General features: G+C 34.9%; 17 protein-coding genes and 1 pseudogene. 5 read left to right on the forward strand and 13 right to left on the reverse strand.

Going from position 1 to position 18,013, the window contains the following annotated elements; all coding sequences use genetic code 11:
- Positions 1-73: 73 nt before the first annotated feature.
- The 4 genes from CLU83_RS16355 to CLU83_RS16370 form a co-directional block, all read right to left on the reverse strand.
- Positions 74-556, reverse strand: a complete 483-nt coding sequence (locus CLU83_RS16355) for an SRPBCC family protein (RefSeq protein ID WP_100432591.1) — start codon at positions 554-556, stop codon at positions 74-76.
- 66 nt (positions 557-622) lie between these two features.
- On the reverse strand, positions 623-1,276 hold the full coding sequence (locus CLU83_RS16360; RefSeq protein ID WP_100432592.1) for an HD domain-containing protein: 654 nt from the start codon (positions 1,274-1,276) through the stop codon (positions 623-625).
- 167 nt (positions 1,277-1,443) lie between these two features.
- A complete protein-coding gene (locus CLU83_RS16365) occupies positions 1,444-2,430 on the reverse strand; it encodes an acyl-ACP desaturase (RefSeq protein ID WP_100432593.1) in 987 nt (328 codons plus the stop codon).
- A gap of 11 nt (positions 2,431-2,441) precedes the next feature.
- Positions 2,442-3,176, reverse strand: coding sequence for a 1-acyl-sn-glycerol-3-phosphate acyltransferase (locus CLU83_RS16370; protein WP_100432594.1), 735 nt, complete (start codon positions 3,174-3,176; stop codon positions 2,442-2,444).
- Between the two features lie 243 nt (positions 3,177-3,419).
- On the opposite strand from CLU83_RS16370, the gene rnpA reads away from it, so the two are divergent.
- The 3 genes from rnpA (at position 3,420) to CLU83_RS16385 (ending at position 6,359) form a co-directional block, all read left to right on the forward strand.
- Positions 3,420-3,800: a ribonuclease P protein component gene (gene rnpA / locus CLU83_RS16375; protein ID WP_100432595.1), complete on the forward strand. Its 381-nt coding sequence runs from the start codon at positions 3,420-3,422 to the stop codon at positions 3,798-3,800.
- A 91-nt stretch (positions 3,801-3,891) separates the two neighbouring features.
- Complete coding sequence (locus CLU83_RS16380) at positions 3,892-4,719, forward strand: DUF4349 domain-containing protein (RefSeq protein WP_100432596.1); 828 nt, start codon at positions 3,892-3,894, stop codon at positions 4,717-4,719.
- 2 nt (positions 4,720-4,721) lie between these two features.
- Positions 4,722-6,359, forward strand: a complete 1,638-nt coding sequence (locus CLU83_RS16385; protein WP_100432597.1) for a S41 family peptidase — start codon at positions 4,722-4,724, stop codon at positions 6,357-6,359.
- Here the strand turns inward: CLU83_RS16385 and CLU83_RS16390 are convergent.
- The gene (locus CLU83_RS16390) at positions 6,356-6,919 is read right to left on the reverse strand and encodes a DUF4256 domain-containing protein (RefSeq protein ID WP_100432598.1); all 564 of its coding nucleotides are present in this window, start codon (positions 6,917-6,919) and stop codon (positions 6,356-6,358) included. The two genes, CLU83_RS16385 and CLU83_RS16390, sit on opposite strands and share 4 nt — an antisense overlap.
- A gap of 337 nt (positions 6,920-7,256) precedes the next feature.
- On the opposite strand from CLU83_RS16390, the pseudogene CLU83_RS22555 reads away from it, so the two are divergent.
- A pseudogene (locus CLU83_RS22555) lies at positions 7,257-7,505 on the forward strand (hypothetical protein); the annotation flags it as partial.
- A gap of 64 nt (positions 7,506-7,569) precedes the next feature.
- Here CLU83_RS22555 and CLU83_RS16400 read toward each other — a convergent pair.
- Complete coding sequence (locus tag CLU83_RS16400) at positions 7,570-10,350, reverse strand: M4 family metallopeptidase (RefSeq protein ID WP_100432599.1); 2,781 nt, start codon at positions 10,348-10,350, stop codon at positions 7,570-7,572.
- 341 nt (positions 10,351-10,691) lie between these two features.
- Between CLU83_RS16400 and CLU83_RS16405 the strand changes: the two genes are divergently transcribed.
- The gene (locus tag CLU83_RS16405; protein ID WP_100433781.1) at positions 10,692-12,293 is read left to right on the forward strand and encodes a fumarate hydratase; all 1,602 of its coding nucleotides are present in this window, start codon (positions 10,692-10,694) and stop codon (positions 12,291-12,293) included.
- Positions 12,294-12,367: 74 nt separating this feature from the next.
- Here the strand turns inward: CLU83_RS16405 and CLU83_RS16410 are convergent, their stop codons facing one another.
- The 7 genes from CLU83_RS16410 to CLU83_RS16440 form a co-directional block, all read right to left on the reverse strand.
- The gene (locus CLU83_RS16410; protein WP_100432600.1) at positions 12,368-12,886 is read right to left on the reverse strand and encodes a hypothetical protein; all 519 of its coding nucleotides are present in this window, start codon (positions 12,884-12,886) and stop codon (positions 12,368-12,370) included.
- 6 nt (positions 12,887-12,892) lie between these two features.
- A complete protein-coding gene (locus CLU83_RS16415) occupies positions 12,893-13,591 on the reverse strand; it encodes a pirin (RefSeq protein ID WP_100432601.1) in 699 nt (232 codons plus the stop codon).
- 28 nt (positions 13,592-13,619) lie between these two features.
- Complete coding sequence (locus CLU83_RS16420) at positions 13,620-14,372, reverse strand: intradiol ring-cleavage dioxygenase (RefSeq protein WP_100432602.1); 753 nt, start codon at positions 14,370-14,372, stop codon at positions 13,620-13,622.
- A 132-nt stretch (positions 14,373-14,504) separates the two neighbouring features.
- Complete coding sequence (locus CLU83_RS16425) at positions 14,505-15,194, reverse strand: LytTR family DNA-binding domain-containing protein (protein WP_100432603.1); 690 nt, start codon at positions 15,192-15,194, stop codon at positions 14,505-14,507.
- Entirely contained in the window at positions 15,191-15,961 is a 771-nt protein-coding gene (locus CLU83_RS16430) for a sensor histidine kinase (protein WP_232727237.1), read from the reverse strand. The genes CLU83_RS16425 and CLU83_RS16430 overlap by 4 nt, the downstream gene beginning before the upstream one ends.
- A 566-nt stretch (positions 15,962-16,527) precedes the next feature.
- Positions 16,528-17,187, reverse strand: a complete 660-nt coding sequence (locus tag CLU83_RS16435) for a CoA transferase subunit B (RefSeq protein ID WP_100432605.1) — start codon at positions 17,185-17,187, stop codon at positions 16,528-16,530.
- 86 nt (positions 17,188-17,273) lie between these two features.
- Positions 17,274-17,975, reverse strand: coding sequence for a CoA transferase subunit A (locus CLU83_RS16440; protein ID WP_100432606.1), 702 nt, complete (start codon positions 17,973-17,975; stop codon positions 17,274-17,276).
- Positions 17,976-18,013: the final 38 nt, after the last annotated feature.

Below are 18,013 nucleotides of genomic sequence, written 5' to 3' on the forward strand. Positions count from 1 at the left end.
AGATAGCAGTTTTCAGAAACAACTGCCTAGCTTTAAAACCTTACAACAGCTATCTGTCTTCTGCTTTCTTTTTTTACTCTTTCCCGTGCTGCATGATCTCTTTCGGGAATTTATCCAGAATAAGATTCAAATTAATGTTGTGTTCCAAATATGCTTTCAACCCTGCCAAAACAATGGTAAATCCACCTGTCGAATCTTTAATTGTTTCTAATAATTCGTCACCTGTTTTATCAAAACCATAATACTTAATGCTTACGAAAGTTGATCTGTCGCTTAGTGTTTTGAAAGTAAAATCAACAGTGGTAGGCACATCCGAAGTAAACCAGTCAATAGCTATTTTTTGATTGGCAATAATCTCTTTGACGACGACTTTGGTGGAAAAATTGTACATTTCCCATTCCCAAATTACCGTTTTGCCTGTTTCCAGTTTGTCACTTCCTTTTGTAAACCAAAAATGTTTGGTCACATCTGGGTCGATAAATGCCTGAAAAACTTCAGAAACTGGTTTTCTGATCAGCATATCAGCTTCTGAACATTTTAAATTGTTACTTGACATAGGCTTTTGTTTATAATGTTGATATTTAATTGATAACCAATATCTGAGAAGCACTGCAGTGCTTCTCTACTGTTCTCCATCCCATTCTGCATAAAACTGTGACAAAAAACCCTGCATGTAATCATGTCTTTTTTGGGCTATTTGTTTACCGGTTTGGGTATTCATTTTGTCTTTCAGCAATAATAATTTTTCGTAGAAATGATTTATTGTCGGTGCCTGACTGCTTTTGTACTCCTCTTTGGTCATATTCAATTTTGGAGCAATCTGGGGATCATACATCGATCTGTTTTTGAATCCTCCATAGTTGAAGGCTCTGGCAATTCCAATGGCGCCTATAGCGTCCAAACGATCCGCATCCTGGACGATATCCAATTCGAGGGACGAGAAATGCTTTTCGTTATTTCCGCCTTTAAAAGAAATGTTATCTATGATTTGAATAACATATGTAATAATATCTTCGGAAACGCCTTCACTCTCCAAAAACTCTCGAGCTATTTTTGGACCAACTGTTTCATCTCCATCATGAAATTTACTGTCGGCAATATCATGAAGCAAAGCACCTAGTTTAACAACGGTTTCATCACAGTTCTCTTCGCCAGCAATTAATAATGCATTTTTATACACCCGCTGAATGTGAAACCAATCGTGTCCTCCTTCTGCATTAGCTAATTTTCCCCTTACAAAAAGAATTGTTTTATTTATTAAATCCAGATTACTCATTTGCCCTGCTGTTTATATTTTATAAAAAAAGCTGATTTTTAAAGTATAAACCTCAAAAATCAGCTATATATCAATAGCAAAAATCAATTTCAATGGTAATTTCAAAAAATATTTAATTTAAAATATTTTCTTTTACACCATGAAATCTGAAATCTGCATTCTTACATCTACAATCTCGCCGGTTCTATCCATTTGAATTGGAATGATTCAGTAGGAATAACAAGCCTTTCAGAGATTCTTGCCATTCTGCCTGGTAATTTCATCAAGTAATCACGGGCTTTTTCGGCTTCATCAGTCAAACCGCTGATTTTATCTATTTCCCATTTATCAATTAATTTTTGCATGATTTCTACATAATCGTTTGCGGTATAAACACCAATTCGCTGTGCAGAATCAGAAAAATGCTCGAAAGCAGAACTGATTTTATTTCCGGATTCTCTTAAGAAATGAGCAGGCATCACGATTTTTTGTTTCATCATGTATTGAAAAGCAAGCATCATTTCACTTGGATCCACTTTAAAAATTTGAGTTACAAATTCGCTGTAGGCATGATGATGACGCATTTCGTCACCAGCAATCATTTTACACATTTTGGATAATTTCTTATCACCATAACTTTTGGCCAATTGTGACACTCTGTTGTGAGAAACATAGGTAGCTAATTCCTGAAAACTGGTATATACAAAGTTTTTATAGGGATCTCTGCCCGTTCCAATGTCAAAACCATCATTGATTAAGTGTTGCGTAGTCATCTCCACTTCACGCATATTCACACGACCTGATAAATACAAGTATTTATTCAATAAATCACCGTGACGGTTTTCTTCTCCTGTCCACTGACGAACCCATTTTGACCAGCCGTTTCTACCTTCGTTATCGACACCTTCCACTTCCATCAGCCAGTTTTCATAAGTTGGCAAAGCTTCTTCGGTAATCATATCACCAACCATAGCTACCCAAAAATCATAAGGCAGATCTTTGGAAATTTCTCTTAGTTCTTTTACTTCTTCAAGAAAATTATCACTTTCGGAATTGGGTAAAAAGTCAGAAGGCTGCCAAATTTTCTCTACAGGTATCAAGTATTGATCAACAAAACTGTCAACCTTGTTTTCTAGAAATTGCATTACTTCCAGACGAATGTTTTTTATAGACATTATATTAATTATTAAATTTTTATTCCGTTTACAATAACCGATTCGGTTTTTTGCATGATATCTTTAAATTCAAAATCCTTTACTGCAAATGATTCGTGCGCTACAAATGTAATATGATTTCCTAAACCGTAAGGGAAAGAGCCATATTTTAATAATTTCCATGAATTATTAATACTGATTGGAACAATATGAGCCGATGGCGCATTCTTGCATAAAATTTTTAACCCAGTCTGTGCAAACTCCTTTGGTATTCCGTTGCGGCTGCGTGTTCCTTCAGGGAAAATTACCGCCGATCGTTTATGTTTTTCTATATAATCAGCTATTTTTTTGATAGCTGGTATAGCTTGTTTTGGGTCTTTTCTATCTATAACTACCGATCCTCCGTGTCTTAAATTATAAGAAACACTTGGAATTCCTTTTGCTAGTTCTTTTTTGCTGACGAATTTGGGATGAAATCTTCTCAAAAACCAAATGATAGCAATAATATCATACAAACTCTGATGATTGGCTACAAAAACAAGCGGCACGCCTTCTGGAATACTTTCCCTGTTTTCAAAACTAAAAGTCGTTCCTAAAATTATAACGATTTTAAGCAATATAAAGTTCAAATAATCAACACTTTTTTTATGCGCCTGATAACCAAATACGTTTAAACAAATCCATTGAATCGGGTGAAATATTACCAAAGTCAATAATATTAATACTAAAACGATAAAAGATAAGGGATACGAAATTAACTTTTGCATACTTTTAAATTTGCCACAAAAGTAAGAAATATATTTTTAGGTCTATTTATAACTCTGCCAATTAATACAATCCCGTCTAATTAACTGTAAAACATAAATTTACAAAATTTTAAACATAATTTGCAACAATAAAAAAGAAACTTTCTTAAGAATTGAAAATCTAATTAGATTCAAAAACAGCCTATTGTACCACTCCACATTAATTGTACCTTTGCCTTATTATAACACCGCTTATTTTATAAAATGAACTTCACTTATCCCAAAAACGAAAAACTCAAAAGCAAAATAACCATTGGATTATTGTTTACAGAAGGAAAATCAGTTTCAAAATATCCTTTGAGGCTGGTTTATAATGCGGGAGCTTTTGGCGAAAGCGAAAAAATAAAAATAGGCGTTTCGGTTTCCAAAAAATATTTTAAGAAAGCAGTTGACCGTAATTATTTCAAAAGAGTTTTGCGTGAAACTTATAGGCTCAATAAGCATTTACTCTTAGACAATCTGGATCAGCCGTATTCATTTATGTTTTTTTACCAAAGCAAAGACCGTTTGACTTTTGAAGAAATCAATACTAAAACCGTGCAGTTATTTGAGAAATTTGTACAGCAGATAAAAAAAGAAGAATAGCATTCTGCTAAATATTCATTTCGTACAGCAATTTTACTGCTTAGTTATAATCTAAATTAATTTTGTATTTTTAAAAATAAATTACTACCGTATGAAATTAAAATTAATAATTGCTCTTTTAATTTTCGCAGTCTTAAGTTGTAAAAAAGCCGAGGCAGAAGCTTCACAAGATTCAGCTATTACCATGGTAAAATTACCGGCAAAAAAAATGATTTCTAATGACGAAAGCATTTCTGAATCCCCAAATATCGAAGACAAAGTCATTGAACAAAAAATAATCAAAAACGGCAATCTTAGATTTGAAACAGACAACTTAGAGACAACTTATGATCAAATAAAAATTGCTGTAAAAAAAGGAAAGGCTTTCATTCAGAATGATAGTGAAGGAAAGGACTATGGCACTATTTACAGAAGAATAACGGTTCGTATCCCAAATCAAAACTTTGACTCTTTCATAAAAGACATTTCGACTGGAGTTACTTATTTTGACAATAAAGAGATTAGCTCTGAAGATGTCACCGAACAATATATCGACATTGACGCCCGATTGAAAGCCAAAAAAAAACTTGAAAACAGGTATCTTGAACTTTTGGCAAAAGCAACTAAAATGTCTGAAATGCTGGCTATTGAAGCGCAGCTTTCAGCTATCAGGGAAGAAATTGAAGCCAAAGAAGGGCAATTGAGATATATGCAAAATAAAATCTCATTGAGCACAATTACAGTTGAGTTCTATAAAACAATTGCAGAAGAAAAAGGGGTTACCATTTCTTATGGCGCCAAGGTATGGAATTCTTTCAAATCTGGATTTTATACTATTTCAAGCTTCTTTTTGGGATTACTGGAGGTTTGGCCTTTTATTATTTTAGCAGTTGCTCTATTTTATTTTATAAGAAAACGATTCAAGAAAAAAAACATATAATCATGCGTACCTTTTTCCAAAAAAAAGTCATTATTCCAGTTGTTGCTTCTGCATTTTTGTTTGTGGGAGTAAGTTTCAAAGACGACTATTTTGAGATTGCCAAACAATTGGAAATTTTCACGACTCTGTTCAAAGAACTGAATAAAAATTATGTCGATGAGACTACTCCCGCCGAGCTGATGAACAATGCTGTCAAAGGAATGCTGAGTTCTCTTGACCCTTATACCGTTTATTTTAACGAACAGGAAGTACTCAAATTTAAAATCAATAATACTGGTGAATACACAGGAATTGGAGCATTAATCACCCGAAAAGACGATAAATTAATTCTGAAAGAACCGTATAAAAATTTCCCTGCAGATAAAGCAGGACTCAAAGCTGGTGACGAAATCATTCAAATTGGCGATACTCCTTTGTCTGACTTTAAAGATGATGCTTCTCAACTTTTAAAAGGTTCTAAAAACACCAAAATTGATATCAAATACATTCGCCAAGGCAAACCTTATTCGACTGTAATTGTACTGGATGAAGTCGAAATCAAATCGGTTCCTTATTTTGCCAAGATTGATGATAAAACGGGTTATATCGTGCTGGCTCACTTCAACAGAAAAGCTTCTAACGAAACTAAAGAAGCATTAGAACAGCTAAAAAGGCAGGGGGCCGAAAGAATCGTTTTGGATTTAAGAGGAAATCCAGGCGGATTATTGAACGAAGCGGTAAACATCTGCAATCTTTTTGTGCCAAGAAACGAAATTATAGTGACTACCAAATCCAAAATCGAAAAACACAACAACACCTATAAAACTTCACAAGAACCAGTAGATACAACCATTCCTTTAGTGATTTTAGTTAATGGCCGAAGTGCTTCTGCCTCCGAAATTGTTTCGGGAGCGTTACAGGATTTGGATCGCGCTGTCGTTTTAGGAAGCCGCAGTTTTGGAAAAGGATTGGTGCAAAGACCAGTTGAGCTAACGTATGGAACTCAGCTCAAAGTAACTATTTCCCGCTATTATACCCCTTCGGGCAGATGTATTCAAGCGCTGGATTATGCTCATAAAGACAAAAACGGTGTGGCAACCCGAACCGATGCCAAAAACTACAATGCCTTTAAAACCAAAAAAGGAAGAACTGTTTATGATGGTGGCGGGATTTTGCCGGACATCGAAATGGAAGAAACTAAGACAAGTCCTATTGCAAATGCTTTATTGAAAAACGACGGTATTTTTAATTATGCGACTAACTATTATTATAAAAATCCAAATTTAGGAACTAAAATCCCTGTAATTACAGATGCTGATTATGCTGATTTTAAACAATTTCTAAAAGCTCAAAAATTAACTTTTGATACAGAAACCGAAATAGCATTGAAAAACACTCTGGCTACAGCCAAAACTGAAAAACTGGATGAGGCTATTGCTCCTGAATACCAACAGCTTCTTGCTGCTCTTCAAAAATCGGAGAATGCATTACTGGATAAAAACCAAAAGGAAATAAAAGGATTATTGCTGGATGAGATCATCAAACGCTATCAATATCAGGAAGGTCTTTATGATTATTACATCAAAAACAATCCTGAAATCAAAAAAGCGGTTAGTATTTTGAATACAACTGCTGAGTATAATTCAATTTTAAAAATTTAAACTCTTAGTGAACCTCTAAATCCTCTTGCCGCGTAGTAGGAGTCTGCGCCATTGTGATATACGAAAACAGTTCCGTATCGAAAATCGGCGAAGATGGCACCGCCAAGTTTTCTAATAGCCGTTGGTGTTACAATCCAGCTGGAGGTTTTATTGTCAAACTTTCCTAATTTCTGTAAATCCCGATATTGATCTTCGGATAAAAGTTCAATGCCCATTGCTGAAGCAACGTCTAAAACGCTATTTTTGGGTTTGTTTTCTTTTCTTTTATCAAGAGCTTCACGGTCATAACAATAACTTCTTCTGCCAGCAGGACTTTCTACAGAACAGTCATAGAAAATATATTCCTCAGTATTGTTGTCATATCCAACAACGTCTGGTTCGCCGCCAGTTGCTTCCATCTCACTAAGCGTCCATAGTTTTTCGGAATTGGCTTCTAGTTTTGGCTGTATGTTTTCCCATTTAAGATCTTTATGGCGGTCAATGTTTTTTTCAAAACGGGTTTTTAATATCTGAAGCAATGCCGTGCTTTTTTCCTGTGACAGTTCTTTTTTAGTTTCCATTTCTGTTAGATTTTATTCAGACTTATGCTTTTATTATCACCATTAGGCTATTATGCCTGTATTTTATAGAATATAAAAAATGGCGCTTTTGTAAAATTACAAAAAACTCTTTTGTTAGTCTAAATTCGATTATAATTGTCACTATATTCTAATATTAACAGCATTTTTACCAAAGAGTAAATATTAGGTTGTACGCATTATCGGCTAACAAAGCACCTACCAACCATTGTTTAATTGTGTTTTTTAGACTCTCTTAGTTTGTCAGCATAAGCAAATAAATTCAAATAGTTTTGTAGATATTTAGAACTTACTCCGTTGAATTGTCTCAAGAAATCTTTCAATTGGTGCCGATTCCTTAACGGGAAGATTAAGCAGTATTTTTCAATGCAGTGCCGAGAGTACTTTTTATGTCATTGCGGTTTACTTTGATTCAGTTAATATAAAAAATACCCGATACGCTTTAAGCACTATGCTTTTGGCTGATTTAATTTGTATAATAACAGCTATTTTGGTAGCGAGTTGTTTTAAAAAAAAACACAGTGTTATTATAAATTCAATAACGATAGGAGTTTTCAATTTGTTTTAATAGAGCAACGCCATAAAAAAGCCTCACATTTCTGCGAGGCTTTTCATTTTTTTTAAAAATATAATTATTTCTTAATCAATTTTTTAGTCATTGTTTTTTGACCATCATTTATTTCAATAATATAAGTACCAGTACTTAATTTATTAACGTTGATTGCGTTTTCAGAAAGTTTTCCTGCATCTACTTGTTGTCCTAAATAGTTGATAATTCGGTATGAAACTTTTCTATTGTCAGCCATGCTAATGTTTACGAAACTGTTAGTTGGGTTTGGATAAATTGTATAATCAAATAAATTATTCTCATTACCCAATTCACTTGCAATTGTATTATTAAATCCTGTTATTGCAGCTGCACCAATGTTTACGGTATAATCTTCAACTTCTCCATAAGAGAAAGATTCACAAGCGGTTTGGGCGGCATTATATTTCATAGAAACTCTCATTCTGGTAGTTCCAGCCAAGGCAGTTGTTGGTACTGTAAAAGTATAGGACAGATTTGTGCTAAGAGAAGATGATCCTGCTACCATTTGCTCTGAAGTTTCGAAAGTTCCATTTTGATTAAAATCGATCCAAACTCTCCAATATTCAGTGTATGCTGTACTCGCAAAAGCAGCACTCAAAATTATTGTATTTGAACCGTAAGGCAAGTTTCCGGTTAAGTTGGTGAAGTTTCCATAACCTGCATTTGCACCAGTAGTATTTGCAATGCCGCCAATTGCTACATAATCAATATATTCATAAGCAACACTGTTTCCTTTAGAAGTACAATACGTAATTGTTGATGCAGTTGTAGTTACATTAACCGCATTGCTTGCTGTTGAAAGGTTTCCTGCAGCATCTTTGGCTTTCACTGTAAAAGTATAGGCAGTACTTGCTGTTAAACCGGTTACAGTGTAAGCTAATCCTGTAACAGTTGTTACTAATGTAGTTCCGTTGTAAACATTATATCCAGTTACCGCTACATTATCAGTCGAAGCTACCCAAGTCAAATTTGTAGTTGTCGATGTTGTTCCAGCAGCAGCTAAACTTGCAGGTGCTGTTGGTGCTGTTGTATCAGAAGAACCAGAATAAGCTGCTCCAATACCCACTGCATAAAAAGCATTTGTGGTTGCAATTACTTCTGCTGAACCTGCTCCATAAAGATCAGTTGCAGATTGAATTCCATAAGTTCTGGCATTGGCATACGTTGAATTTGCTGACAAATACACACTTTCTAAACGATAGGCTATTTTGGCAGCTTTGTCAATTGTAATTCCCGTTACATTATAGGCGCTTCCAATGTCATTTGTACCTGATTTACCAACTGATAAAATGTAAAACCAATGGTTTAAAACTCCTGAATTTCTATGAACACCACATTGATCATTTGAATTGGATGGGGTGCAACTTACATTGTACCAATTTGTTCCGCCATAAGTATCAGGCTGTCCTTCTGTTTTCGGATTACTCATGGATCGCAAAGACAAATGTCCTGTTCTTCTTTCAATATCTTCACCTATAAGCCATGTTGATTTTGCAGGTGCAGCTCTGTATTCAATACAAGCTCCCCAAATATCGGAGAAAGCTTCGTTCATGGCTCCAGATTCTTTTTGATAGGCAAGATTTGCTGTATAGGTGCAAACTGCATGTCCAATTTCGTGTCCAGCAACATCCATTGCGGTCAAAATATCAAATCCACCAGTTCCACTTCCATCTCCGTAAGTCATAACACTTCCATTCCAAAAAGCATTGTTGTTGTCAGAGTAACCAGCAGCTATTAAATTATAATGTACATAGCTTTTTATTTTTGCACCTGCATTGTCATAACTGTTTCTTCCATGAACTGCTGACCAATAATCGTATGTCATTTCTGCTCCCCAATGAGCATCTAAGGCTCCATTGTCTTTGTTGGTATTATTGAACTCTGCTGCTGTCCAGTTATTATCGGCATCAGTAAAATTTGTTGTTGGATAGGTTGCAGTTCTTGCAGAATTATACGTTTGAATTCCATTTCCTCTAGTTCCATCCGATAAAATATAAGACGAACCACTTAAAGTTGTTTGTAATGTCTGTGTTCCGCTATATCGAGTTGCAGCATTTGCAGCTACAATGGCTAAATTTACTTCATCTAAGTTAGTTGCTTTTTTTTCTGAAGAAGCAGTTTTCCCACCATGACTAAATTCTCCTAAATGCTTAATAGTAGCATTATAAAATAAAGTTTGTCCAGTTTCGGCATCAATATAAATATCGCCGCGACTTATTGGATTTGTGGCATATATATCAAATTTATAAGCCAAACGAACATTGTCTTTTTTTCGTTTAAGACCTTGTTCTTCCATTGATGGCAACAAAACAAGCTCGCCCTTTGGTTTGGAATAATTCATTACAACTGCATCCGCTTCATTCTCCCATAAATAGTTTTTAGCTCCAATTTGATTTAAGGCCTTTTCAAATGCAGCTTCGGCAGAAAGAGTTGGTTTGATATTCACTTTGTTGATAGCATAATATTCACCACTCATAGACGCTAATTTTCCATTTTTGGAATGAAGACTGTATGTAGCAAATTCTACTTTAATTCCTTGGTGATACAATTGAAATTTTTCATGTGTAAAACCATCTTTATCCGATTCTGTTTTGATGTTAGAGAATGTTTGATTTTCATCTAAACTTAGTTGTTCTTTAAGTGCTTTTTGAAAATCAGATCTTTTATAATCAGACTTTTCATTAAAAGTAATTAAACTTGGAGAGCCATTCTCGGACAAGTTTTTCTGACTGATGCCTTTTTCGGTTTTTTGTGCAAATGATGAAAAAGAAATCATTGATGTAACAACAGTTAATGCAATGAGTTTTGGTAATTTTTTTTTCATTTTAGTTAGTTTGGTTAATAATTAATTGATTGATTACTTTTTAACAAAAACAAATGTATTTGTTGTGAATTTATTGCAAAAGCGTATAAATACCTGATTAATAAATAATTAAATTTTAATTATATTTGAAATTTAGTCCGCAAATTGGCCTTTCGTTTTCCATGAAATAACTATTGAATCTAGGTTTAAAATGATTTCAAAAAAATATATATTTTTATAATCGGTATGTTTTTTCCAGTTTTTTTTAAGTTTTCAAATTATTTGATTAGGAAGCTGATATAAATCAGTTACGATTCTTTGAACAATTCTTATATTTGGCATTCTTTAAAAAAAAACAAACTATGGACTTTATATACCAGGATCCTTATCCTATTTTAAAAGACGATACACAATACCGTAAAATCACTTCTGATTTTGTAAAAACAGAACAATTAGGAGAACGAGAAATTCTTACTGTTGATCCAAAAGGATTAGAATTATTGGCTCAGGAAGCATTGAAAGATGTTTCGTTTATGCTGCGTACTTCACATTTGGAAAAATTAAGAGCGATTCTTGATGATCCTGAAGCGACAGACAACGACCGATTTGTGGCTTATAATTTATTACAGAATGCAGTTGTAGCTATCGATGGGGAACTGCCTTCTTGCCAAGACACAGGAACTGCGATTGTAATGGCCAAAAAAGGCGAAAATGTATATACAGGAGCTGATGATGCCGAATGGCTTTCAAAAGGGATTTTCAATACGTACCAAGAGCGCAATCTTCGTTATTCGCAAATTGTGCCAATCAGTATGTTTGAAGAAAAAAATTCAGGTTCTAATCTTCCGGCGCAGATTGATATTTATGCTAAAAAAGGAGCTTCTTACGAGTTTTTGTTTTTAGCAAAAGGTGGCGGTTCTGCGAATAAAACCTATTTATACCAACAGACAAAATCACTGCTGAATGAAAAATCATTGGATGCTTTCATTCGTGCCAAAATAATGGATTTGGGAACTTCAGCCTGTCCGCCGTATCACTTGGCTTTAGTGATTGGAGGAACCTCAGCGGAAGCGAATTTAGCAACTGTAAAAAAAGCATCCGCAGGTTATTTAGACCATTTGCCAACAACTGGAAACATGGCAGGTCAGGCATTTCGTGACTTAGAATGGGAAAAAAGAGTACAGTTAATCTGCCAGCAAAGTGCAATTGGAGCACAATTTGGCGGAAAATATTTTACGCATGATGTTCGTGTAATCCGTTTGCCTCGCCACGCAGCTTCTTGTCCGGTTGGATTGGGAGTTTCCTGTTCGGCTGATAGAAATATCAAAGGCAAAATTACCAAAGATGGTATTTTTGTAGAACAATTGGAAGTAAATCCAAAACGTTTACTGCCTGAAACTGCTCCACATTTGGAACCAGCTGTCGAAATTGATTTGAATCAGCCAATGGCAGATATACTTAAAAAATTATCTCAATATCCTATCAAAACACGTTTGAAATTAAACGGAACTTTGATTGTAGCCCGTGATATCGCTCACGCTAAAATCAAAGAATTACTGGATGCCGGCAAACCAATGCCGGAATACTTTAAAAACCATCCAATCTATTACGCAGGTCCGGCTAAAACACCAGAAGGAATGGCTTCGGGAAGTTTTGGACCAACAACTGCAGGAAGAATGGACGTTTACGTAGAGGAATTCCAAAAGAATGGCGGAAGCATGGTAATGCTTGCCAAAGGAAACAGAACCAAAGACGTGATGAATGCTTGTAAAACTTACGGCGGATTCTATTTGGGTTCTATCGGTGGTCCCGCAGCAATCTTAGCTAAAGAGAATATTCTTTCGGTTGAGGTAGTTGATTTTGAAGAATTAGGCATGGAAGCCGTTCGTAAAATCACCATTAAAGATTTCCCCGCTTTTATTATCACTGATGATAAAGGGAATGATTTCTTTTCGAATTTGTAGATTTTAACTCCAAAGTTTATAAAGATTTATACAATGAGACCGTTTATTCTTAATGAGTAAACGGTCTTTATTTTTTATAAGTTGTCCGTGATATTTTTTTGACAATAACAAATTGATAAATGAGGCTGCATAGGAAACATTAGAGTTTCCAATCCATTCAATTCTTCAATGTTTTTAGAAATCAAATAGTTACCTTCCATAATATCAATTAATGTTAGTAGCGGAGAGTAAAAAGTTATACCTATTTTATGCTTTGATATATCAGTGATGTCTGTATTAATAATGTCTAATTGGAAATTGGAAAAAGGAAAATAATTATTCCCTAATACATCCGTAACCCTATGAAGATTTCCTTTTAATTGCTCAACATAACTATTTGCAGCAATGCCTACTAAGTAATGCAGCTGAACTGCTTTTTCATTTTCGGTTAATAATTCTCTAAAGGTGTTTTTGGGATTTTCCTTCGAATTGAATTGCTGATTTTGCATCAGATATTCTTTGAATGTATCTTCCCAAACATATTTATCCCATAGGAATGCTGAACTGCTGTCAATCACAATTCGGTAGGCCAATCGTATTTTAGCTTTGTGCATAATGCTTTATAAATTTTCTGTTGGAACTTCAAACAGTAACAAAATGGCATTTTCTGAGAGCGCTTCCCATTCTACAGTTTCTATTTTTCTTAGGCTCAAGCCGTCTTTTTCCTGCAATAATCTGTTTTCTACTTCAAATGCGCCGTTGATTACAAATATAAATACTCCGTTCAAATTATTTTTCAAAACATAAAACCCTTCTTTTCTTCCATCATAAATACCGATGAAACCCACAGTGCTAGAAAATTCAAAAAGCAAATCCATTTTATTCCTTTCAGAAAAACCAAAATCAAATCGATTGTAAGTTGGATTAAAATTGGCCGTTTTTGCCGAAAATCGAATCTCTAAATAACTTACATTTTCTAAATCATAAGGATTGGAAATTTCAAATGATGTCCCTTTTTGAGCTGAAATATGCTTGATTTGTTCGATTCTAATGAAATCAATATTGCCTAAAATGTCTTTGTATTCGATTCCGCCAAAAAGCGGTAAGAGCATTATTTCGGTATTAGCATCAATGTATGTAAATGTTTTACACAAAGGAGCTATTTTGACTTCATTTAAAACCTTCAAAGTGCCAAATGGTTTTCTGGATGCATCTTGATAGCTTTCAAAATTGAAAGTTGCTAAATTTAGAAAACCATCCAATTCAGAAATTCCACGCAAATCGGATTTATAAATTTGGGCAGGTATCTGTTTGATCATTTTTAGAAACTAAAAAATTAACTTCCGGCTATCCGGCTACGTTTATCGTGTGTGTCAAAGCAAAACCGTCTGCAACACTTCCTGTAACTGTTGACATTTCATTAGCTGTAGAATCCGAAAACACATTATCTGATGCATTATAGGTATATCCGGAAAGTCCTTTAGTATACCCATTGGCACTTGAAGCATTTACCAGAGCCACAGCACTTCCAGAACCTTCAGGGAATGCAATTTGGGTCACCAACAACGATGTTCCCGATGAATTGTATATGTGAACATGTATGTGTGTCGCCCTACCGCTGTACCATCCTGGAAAAATAGATGTAAAATGCACCAATCCATTAGCATCGGTGGTCTGTCTTCCTCTCAAAAAATGTACTGAAGTAAAATCTGCGCTTTGCATTGAAGTCCCGCCGTACTCAGAATAATAGCCATCTTTGTCACAATGCCAAATATCCACAATTGCTCCAGCCAATGCTGCACAGCTCGCATTGGTGTTTTTTATGGTGATATTAATAGTAAATGGTATGCCTGTTCGGTCACTCGCAATGTTGGATGTAACCAATGAACCAGGCGTTTTTGTCGGGAATGGACCTGCGGTTTCTGATGCAGTAACCGAACACGTGCCACTAGAAGAGGTTCCTCCTGTATCAGTTGCTTGAGCTGTATCAGACGAAGAAGGAGTACTGCTGTCATCATTGCTGCAGCCTTTAATTACAGGAATAGTGAACGCTCCTAATCCTACCAATCCTAATCCTCTTAAAAAATCTTTTCTTTCCATACTAATTACATTTTTAGGGTTACAGCTGTAAAAGTATTTAAACTCATAAATGGATTATAATTTATGAGGTAATGCGATGATTTTAAGAGGTAAATAGGGTAAAAATGTCTTTTTTTAACGAAAGGAAATGCATTATTGTTTATTGAGCAAAGCAAAAAATGTGGTTTCATAACTCGCACTTACCGGAATTTCTTCATCGCCGATGTAGATTATTTTGTTCCGCACTTTTTCTATTTTGGAAATAGAAACAATAAAAGAGCGATGCACTCTTATGAATTCAGTCTCTGGAAGTTTTTGTAATAAGGCTTTCATAGTCATTCTGGCCACAATTGCTTTTTGATGCTGAATGTGGATTTTAAGATAATCATCAAGTCCTTCAATGAATAATATGTCCGAGAGCAGAATTTTTATCAGGCTGTAATCGGCACGGATAAAAAGGTATTGCTGTTCTGGTTTTTGATTTTGCGCTTTCCATTGCGAATAGGCTTTTTCGACTGCCTGTTCAAACCGTGCAAACGAAATAGGTTTCAAAAGATAATCGGTGGCACTCAATGTAAATCCTTCTACAGCATATTCAGAATAGGCCGTTGTGAATATCACCATGGTTTTGTGAGGTAATTTTTTGTAAAAATCAATACCCGAAATAGCTGGCATATTAATGTCTAAAAACAATAAATCGACAGGATATTTTTTTAAATATTTGAGTGCATCTTCCGATTTTGTAAATGTTTTTTCTAAATTGATGACGTCAATTTTATTACAAAAACTTTGCAAAACGTCAAGCGCTGGCGGTTCATCATCAAGGGCAATTGCTTTTATCATCCTACTTTTAGAGTTAAGGTTACCTGATATGTTTTTGGATTATCATCAATTGCCAAGACATGATTGTTAGGATACAAGAGAGAGAGTCTTTCAATCGAATTCTGCAAACCAATTCCACTATCAGTTTGTATGGACTGCACTTTATTGTTAGAAACAAATAAAGTCAGATACTCTCCAACAATGGTAATCCGAATACAAATTTCGGAATTCTCATTTGGATTTACTCCGTGTTTGAAAGCGTTTTCAATAAATGAGATTAAAATAAGCGGCGTAATGGCTTTACCAAACGAATTTCCTTCCATTGTATAATCAATAGTTACCGTCTTTCCCAGTCGGGTTTTTTGCAGTTGTATATAATTGCTGATATAATTGATTTCTTTATCTAAGGCAATAACATCATCATTAGCATTGGTAATAATATACCGCATTAATTCGGATAACTGCACCACAGCATCGGCAGTTTTGTCGTCTTTTTTTATCGCCAATGAATAGATGCTGTTCAGCGTATTGAATAAGAAATGAGGATTTATCTGCGCTTTCAAAAAAGACAATTCGGATTTCATTCTATCTTCTTCAACTTTTTGAAGCCTAATTTTTATGGCAATAAACAAACTCGAAATAACCCCAATAAGATAAACCAAAATAGTATGTCCGTATTGTGTAGGCGGTCCGCCAAAATGAGTTAAATTTTTAAATTCTGATGGGTGTATTTTATGAGATAATGGAGCATTTGAGGGATTAAAACCTGTGGGTTTTGGAGGATGCATATCAATCAAAGGAGGTTGTTTATGATTTCTGAAATCCAAAAAATTTAGATCTGGAGTATCAAAAATGTTAGATATCCAAAGGAAAAACAATAAAAAACAAACCAGAATGATAACATAATGAATTTGTTTTTCTTTAAAATAAATCTTTGGAATTAGAACATAATAATTGAAATAGAAGAATATCAACAACAAAAAATAGATAAAAAAGTAAATTCTGTCGTGCGGATTGCTTGCTAATTTGGGTAAACTAAAAATACTCCCGGCAGCAGTGAAGGCATATGGCAGAAACAGGAATATAAAGCACAGACAAAAGTGCATTATACAAAAGGAAATATTTTTTTTCATAATCAAATTAATTCTTCAAAAGTATGATTATTAAGCCTTCTAATAAAATTATTGCGGTAGAATTGAGTATTATTAAGGCTGTTTAACTGTGAATTGCAAAATTTAATTGAATCAATTATTGTTTATTTTATAGATTAGCTCTGTAATTTGGGTAAATAAATGGTCTTATTTGAAACAAAAAGAACAACTCCGTTGAGTTGCTCTTTATAAAATTAATGCTTCTATTCAATTAGCATTTCTGGAATGTCCCCTTCTATAATCAAGTTGGCTTCGGTAGAAGCGATAATATGTTCTACCGTGACTCCCGGAGCTCTTTCCAGCAGTTTAAATCCTTGAGGCGTGATTTCTAAAACGGCCAATTCCGTTACTATTTTTTTTACACAGCCAACTCCTGTTAATGGCAAAGTGCATTTTTTTAATATTTTGGATTCTCCTGCTTTATTGACATGCATCATCGCCACAATGATATTTTCTGCCGAAGCTACCAAGTCCATGGCTCCTCCCATCCCTTTAACCATTTTTCCTGGGATTTTCCAGTTGGCAATATCCCCTTTTTCAGAAACTTCCATAGCACCAAGAATGGTTAAATCGACATGCTGTCCCCGAATCATACCAAAACTTGTGGCAGAGTCAAAAAAAGAAGCTCCTGGCAAAGTGGTGATGGTTTGTTTTCCTGCGTTGATAATATCAGCATCTTCATCTCCTTCAAAAGGGAAAGGTCCCATACCCAGAACGCCATTTTCGCTTTGAAATTCAACATCAATTCCTTTCGGAATATAGTTTGCCACCAAAGTTGGTATTCCGATGCCTAGATTCACGAAATAACGGTCTTTCAATTCTTTCGCAATACGTTTTGCAATTCCTATTTTATCTAAAGCCATGTGTTTTTTGTTTAAAAGTAAAAATCTAAAAGAGAAAAAAAACGAAATAATCTAAAAATTATTTTCTAAAATCTGCAGTCTAAAACCTATTCTCTTTTTCTTGTTGTGCGTTGCTCAATTCTTTTCTCGAACTTTTCCCCTTGGAAAATGCGCTGTACTAAAATACCTGAAACATGAATTTGGTTAGGATCTAATGTTCCGGCTTCGACCAATTCCTCTACTTCAGCCACGGTAATTTTGGCAGCTCCAGCCATTGCTGGGTTAAAGTTTCTGGCCGTTCCTTTGAAGATGAGGTTTCCTGCAGTGTCGCCTTTCCAAGCTTTTACAATCGCAAAATCAGCTTTGAAGGCGTGTTCCATAATGTGCATTTTACCATTGAATTCGCGAACTTCTTTACCTTCAGCAATTTCGGTTCCATAGCCAGCTGGAGTGAAAAAGGCTGGAATACCGGCTTGTGCCGCACGACATCTTTCGGCCAAAGTTCCTTGTGGGATAAGGTCTACTTCAAGCTCTCCAGAAAGCATTTGGCGTTCAAATTCGGCATTTTCGCCTACATAGGAAGAGATCATTTTTTTGATTTGTTTTTTTTGCAAAAGCAGACCAAGTCCAAAATCATCTACTCCGGCGTTATTGGAAATGCAGGTTAGGTTTTTGGTTTCTTTTTGAACTAATTCGGCTATGGAATTTTCAGGAATACCGCACAATCCGAAACCGCCAAGCATAAGGGTCATTCCGTTTTCAATCCCCTGAAGTGCTTCCTGTACAGTATTAACTTTTTTGTTGATCATGATAATTCCTATATGGGTTTATTTTTTGATTATATAAA

Source organism: Flavobacterium sp. 1, assembly GCF_002797935.1.
In the GTDB taxonomy this organism is placed as follows: domain Bacteria; phylum Bacteroidota; class Bacteroidia; order Flavobacteriales; family Flavobacteriaceae; genus Flavobacterium.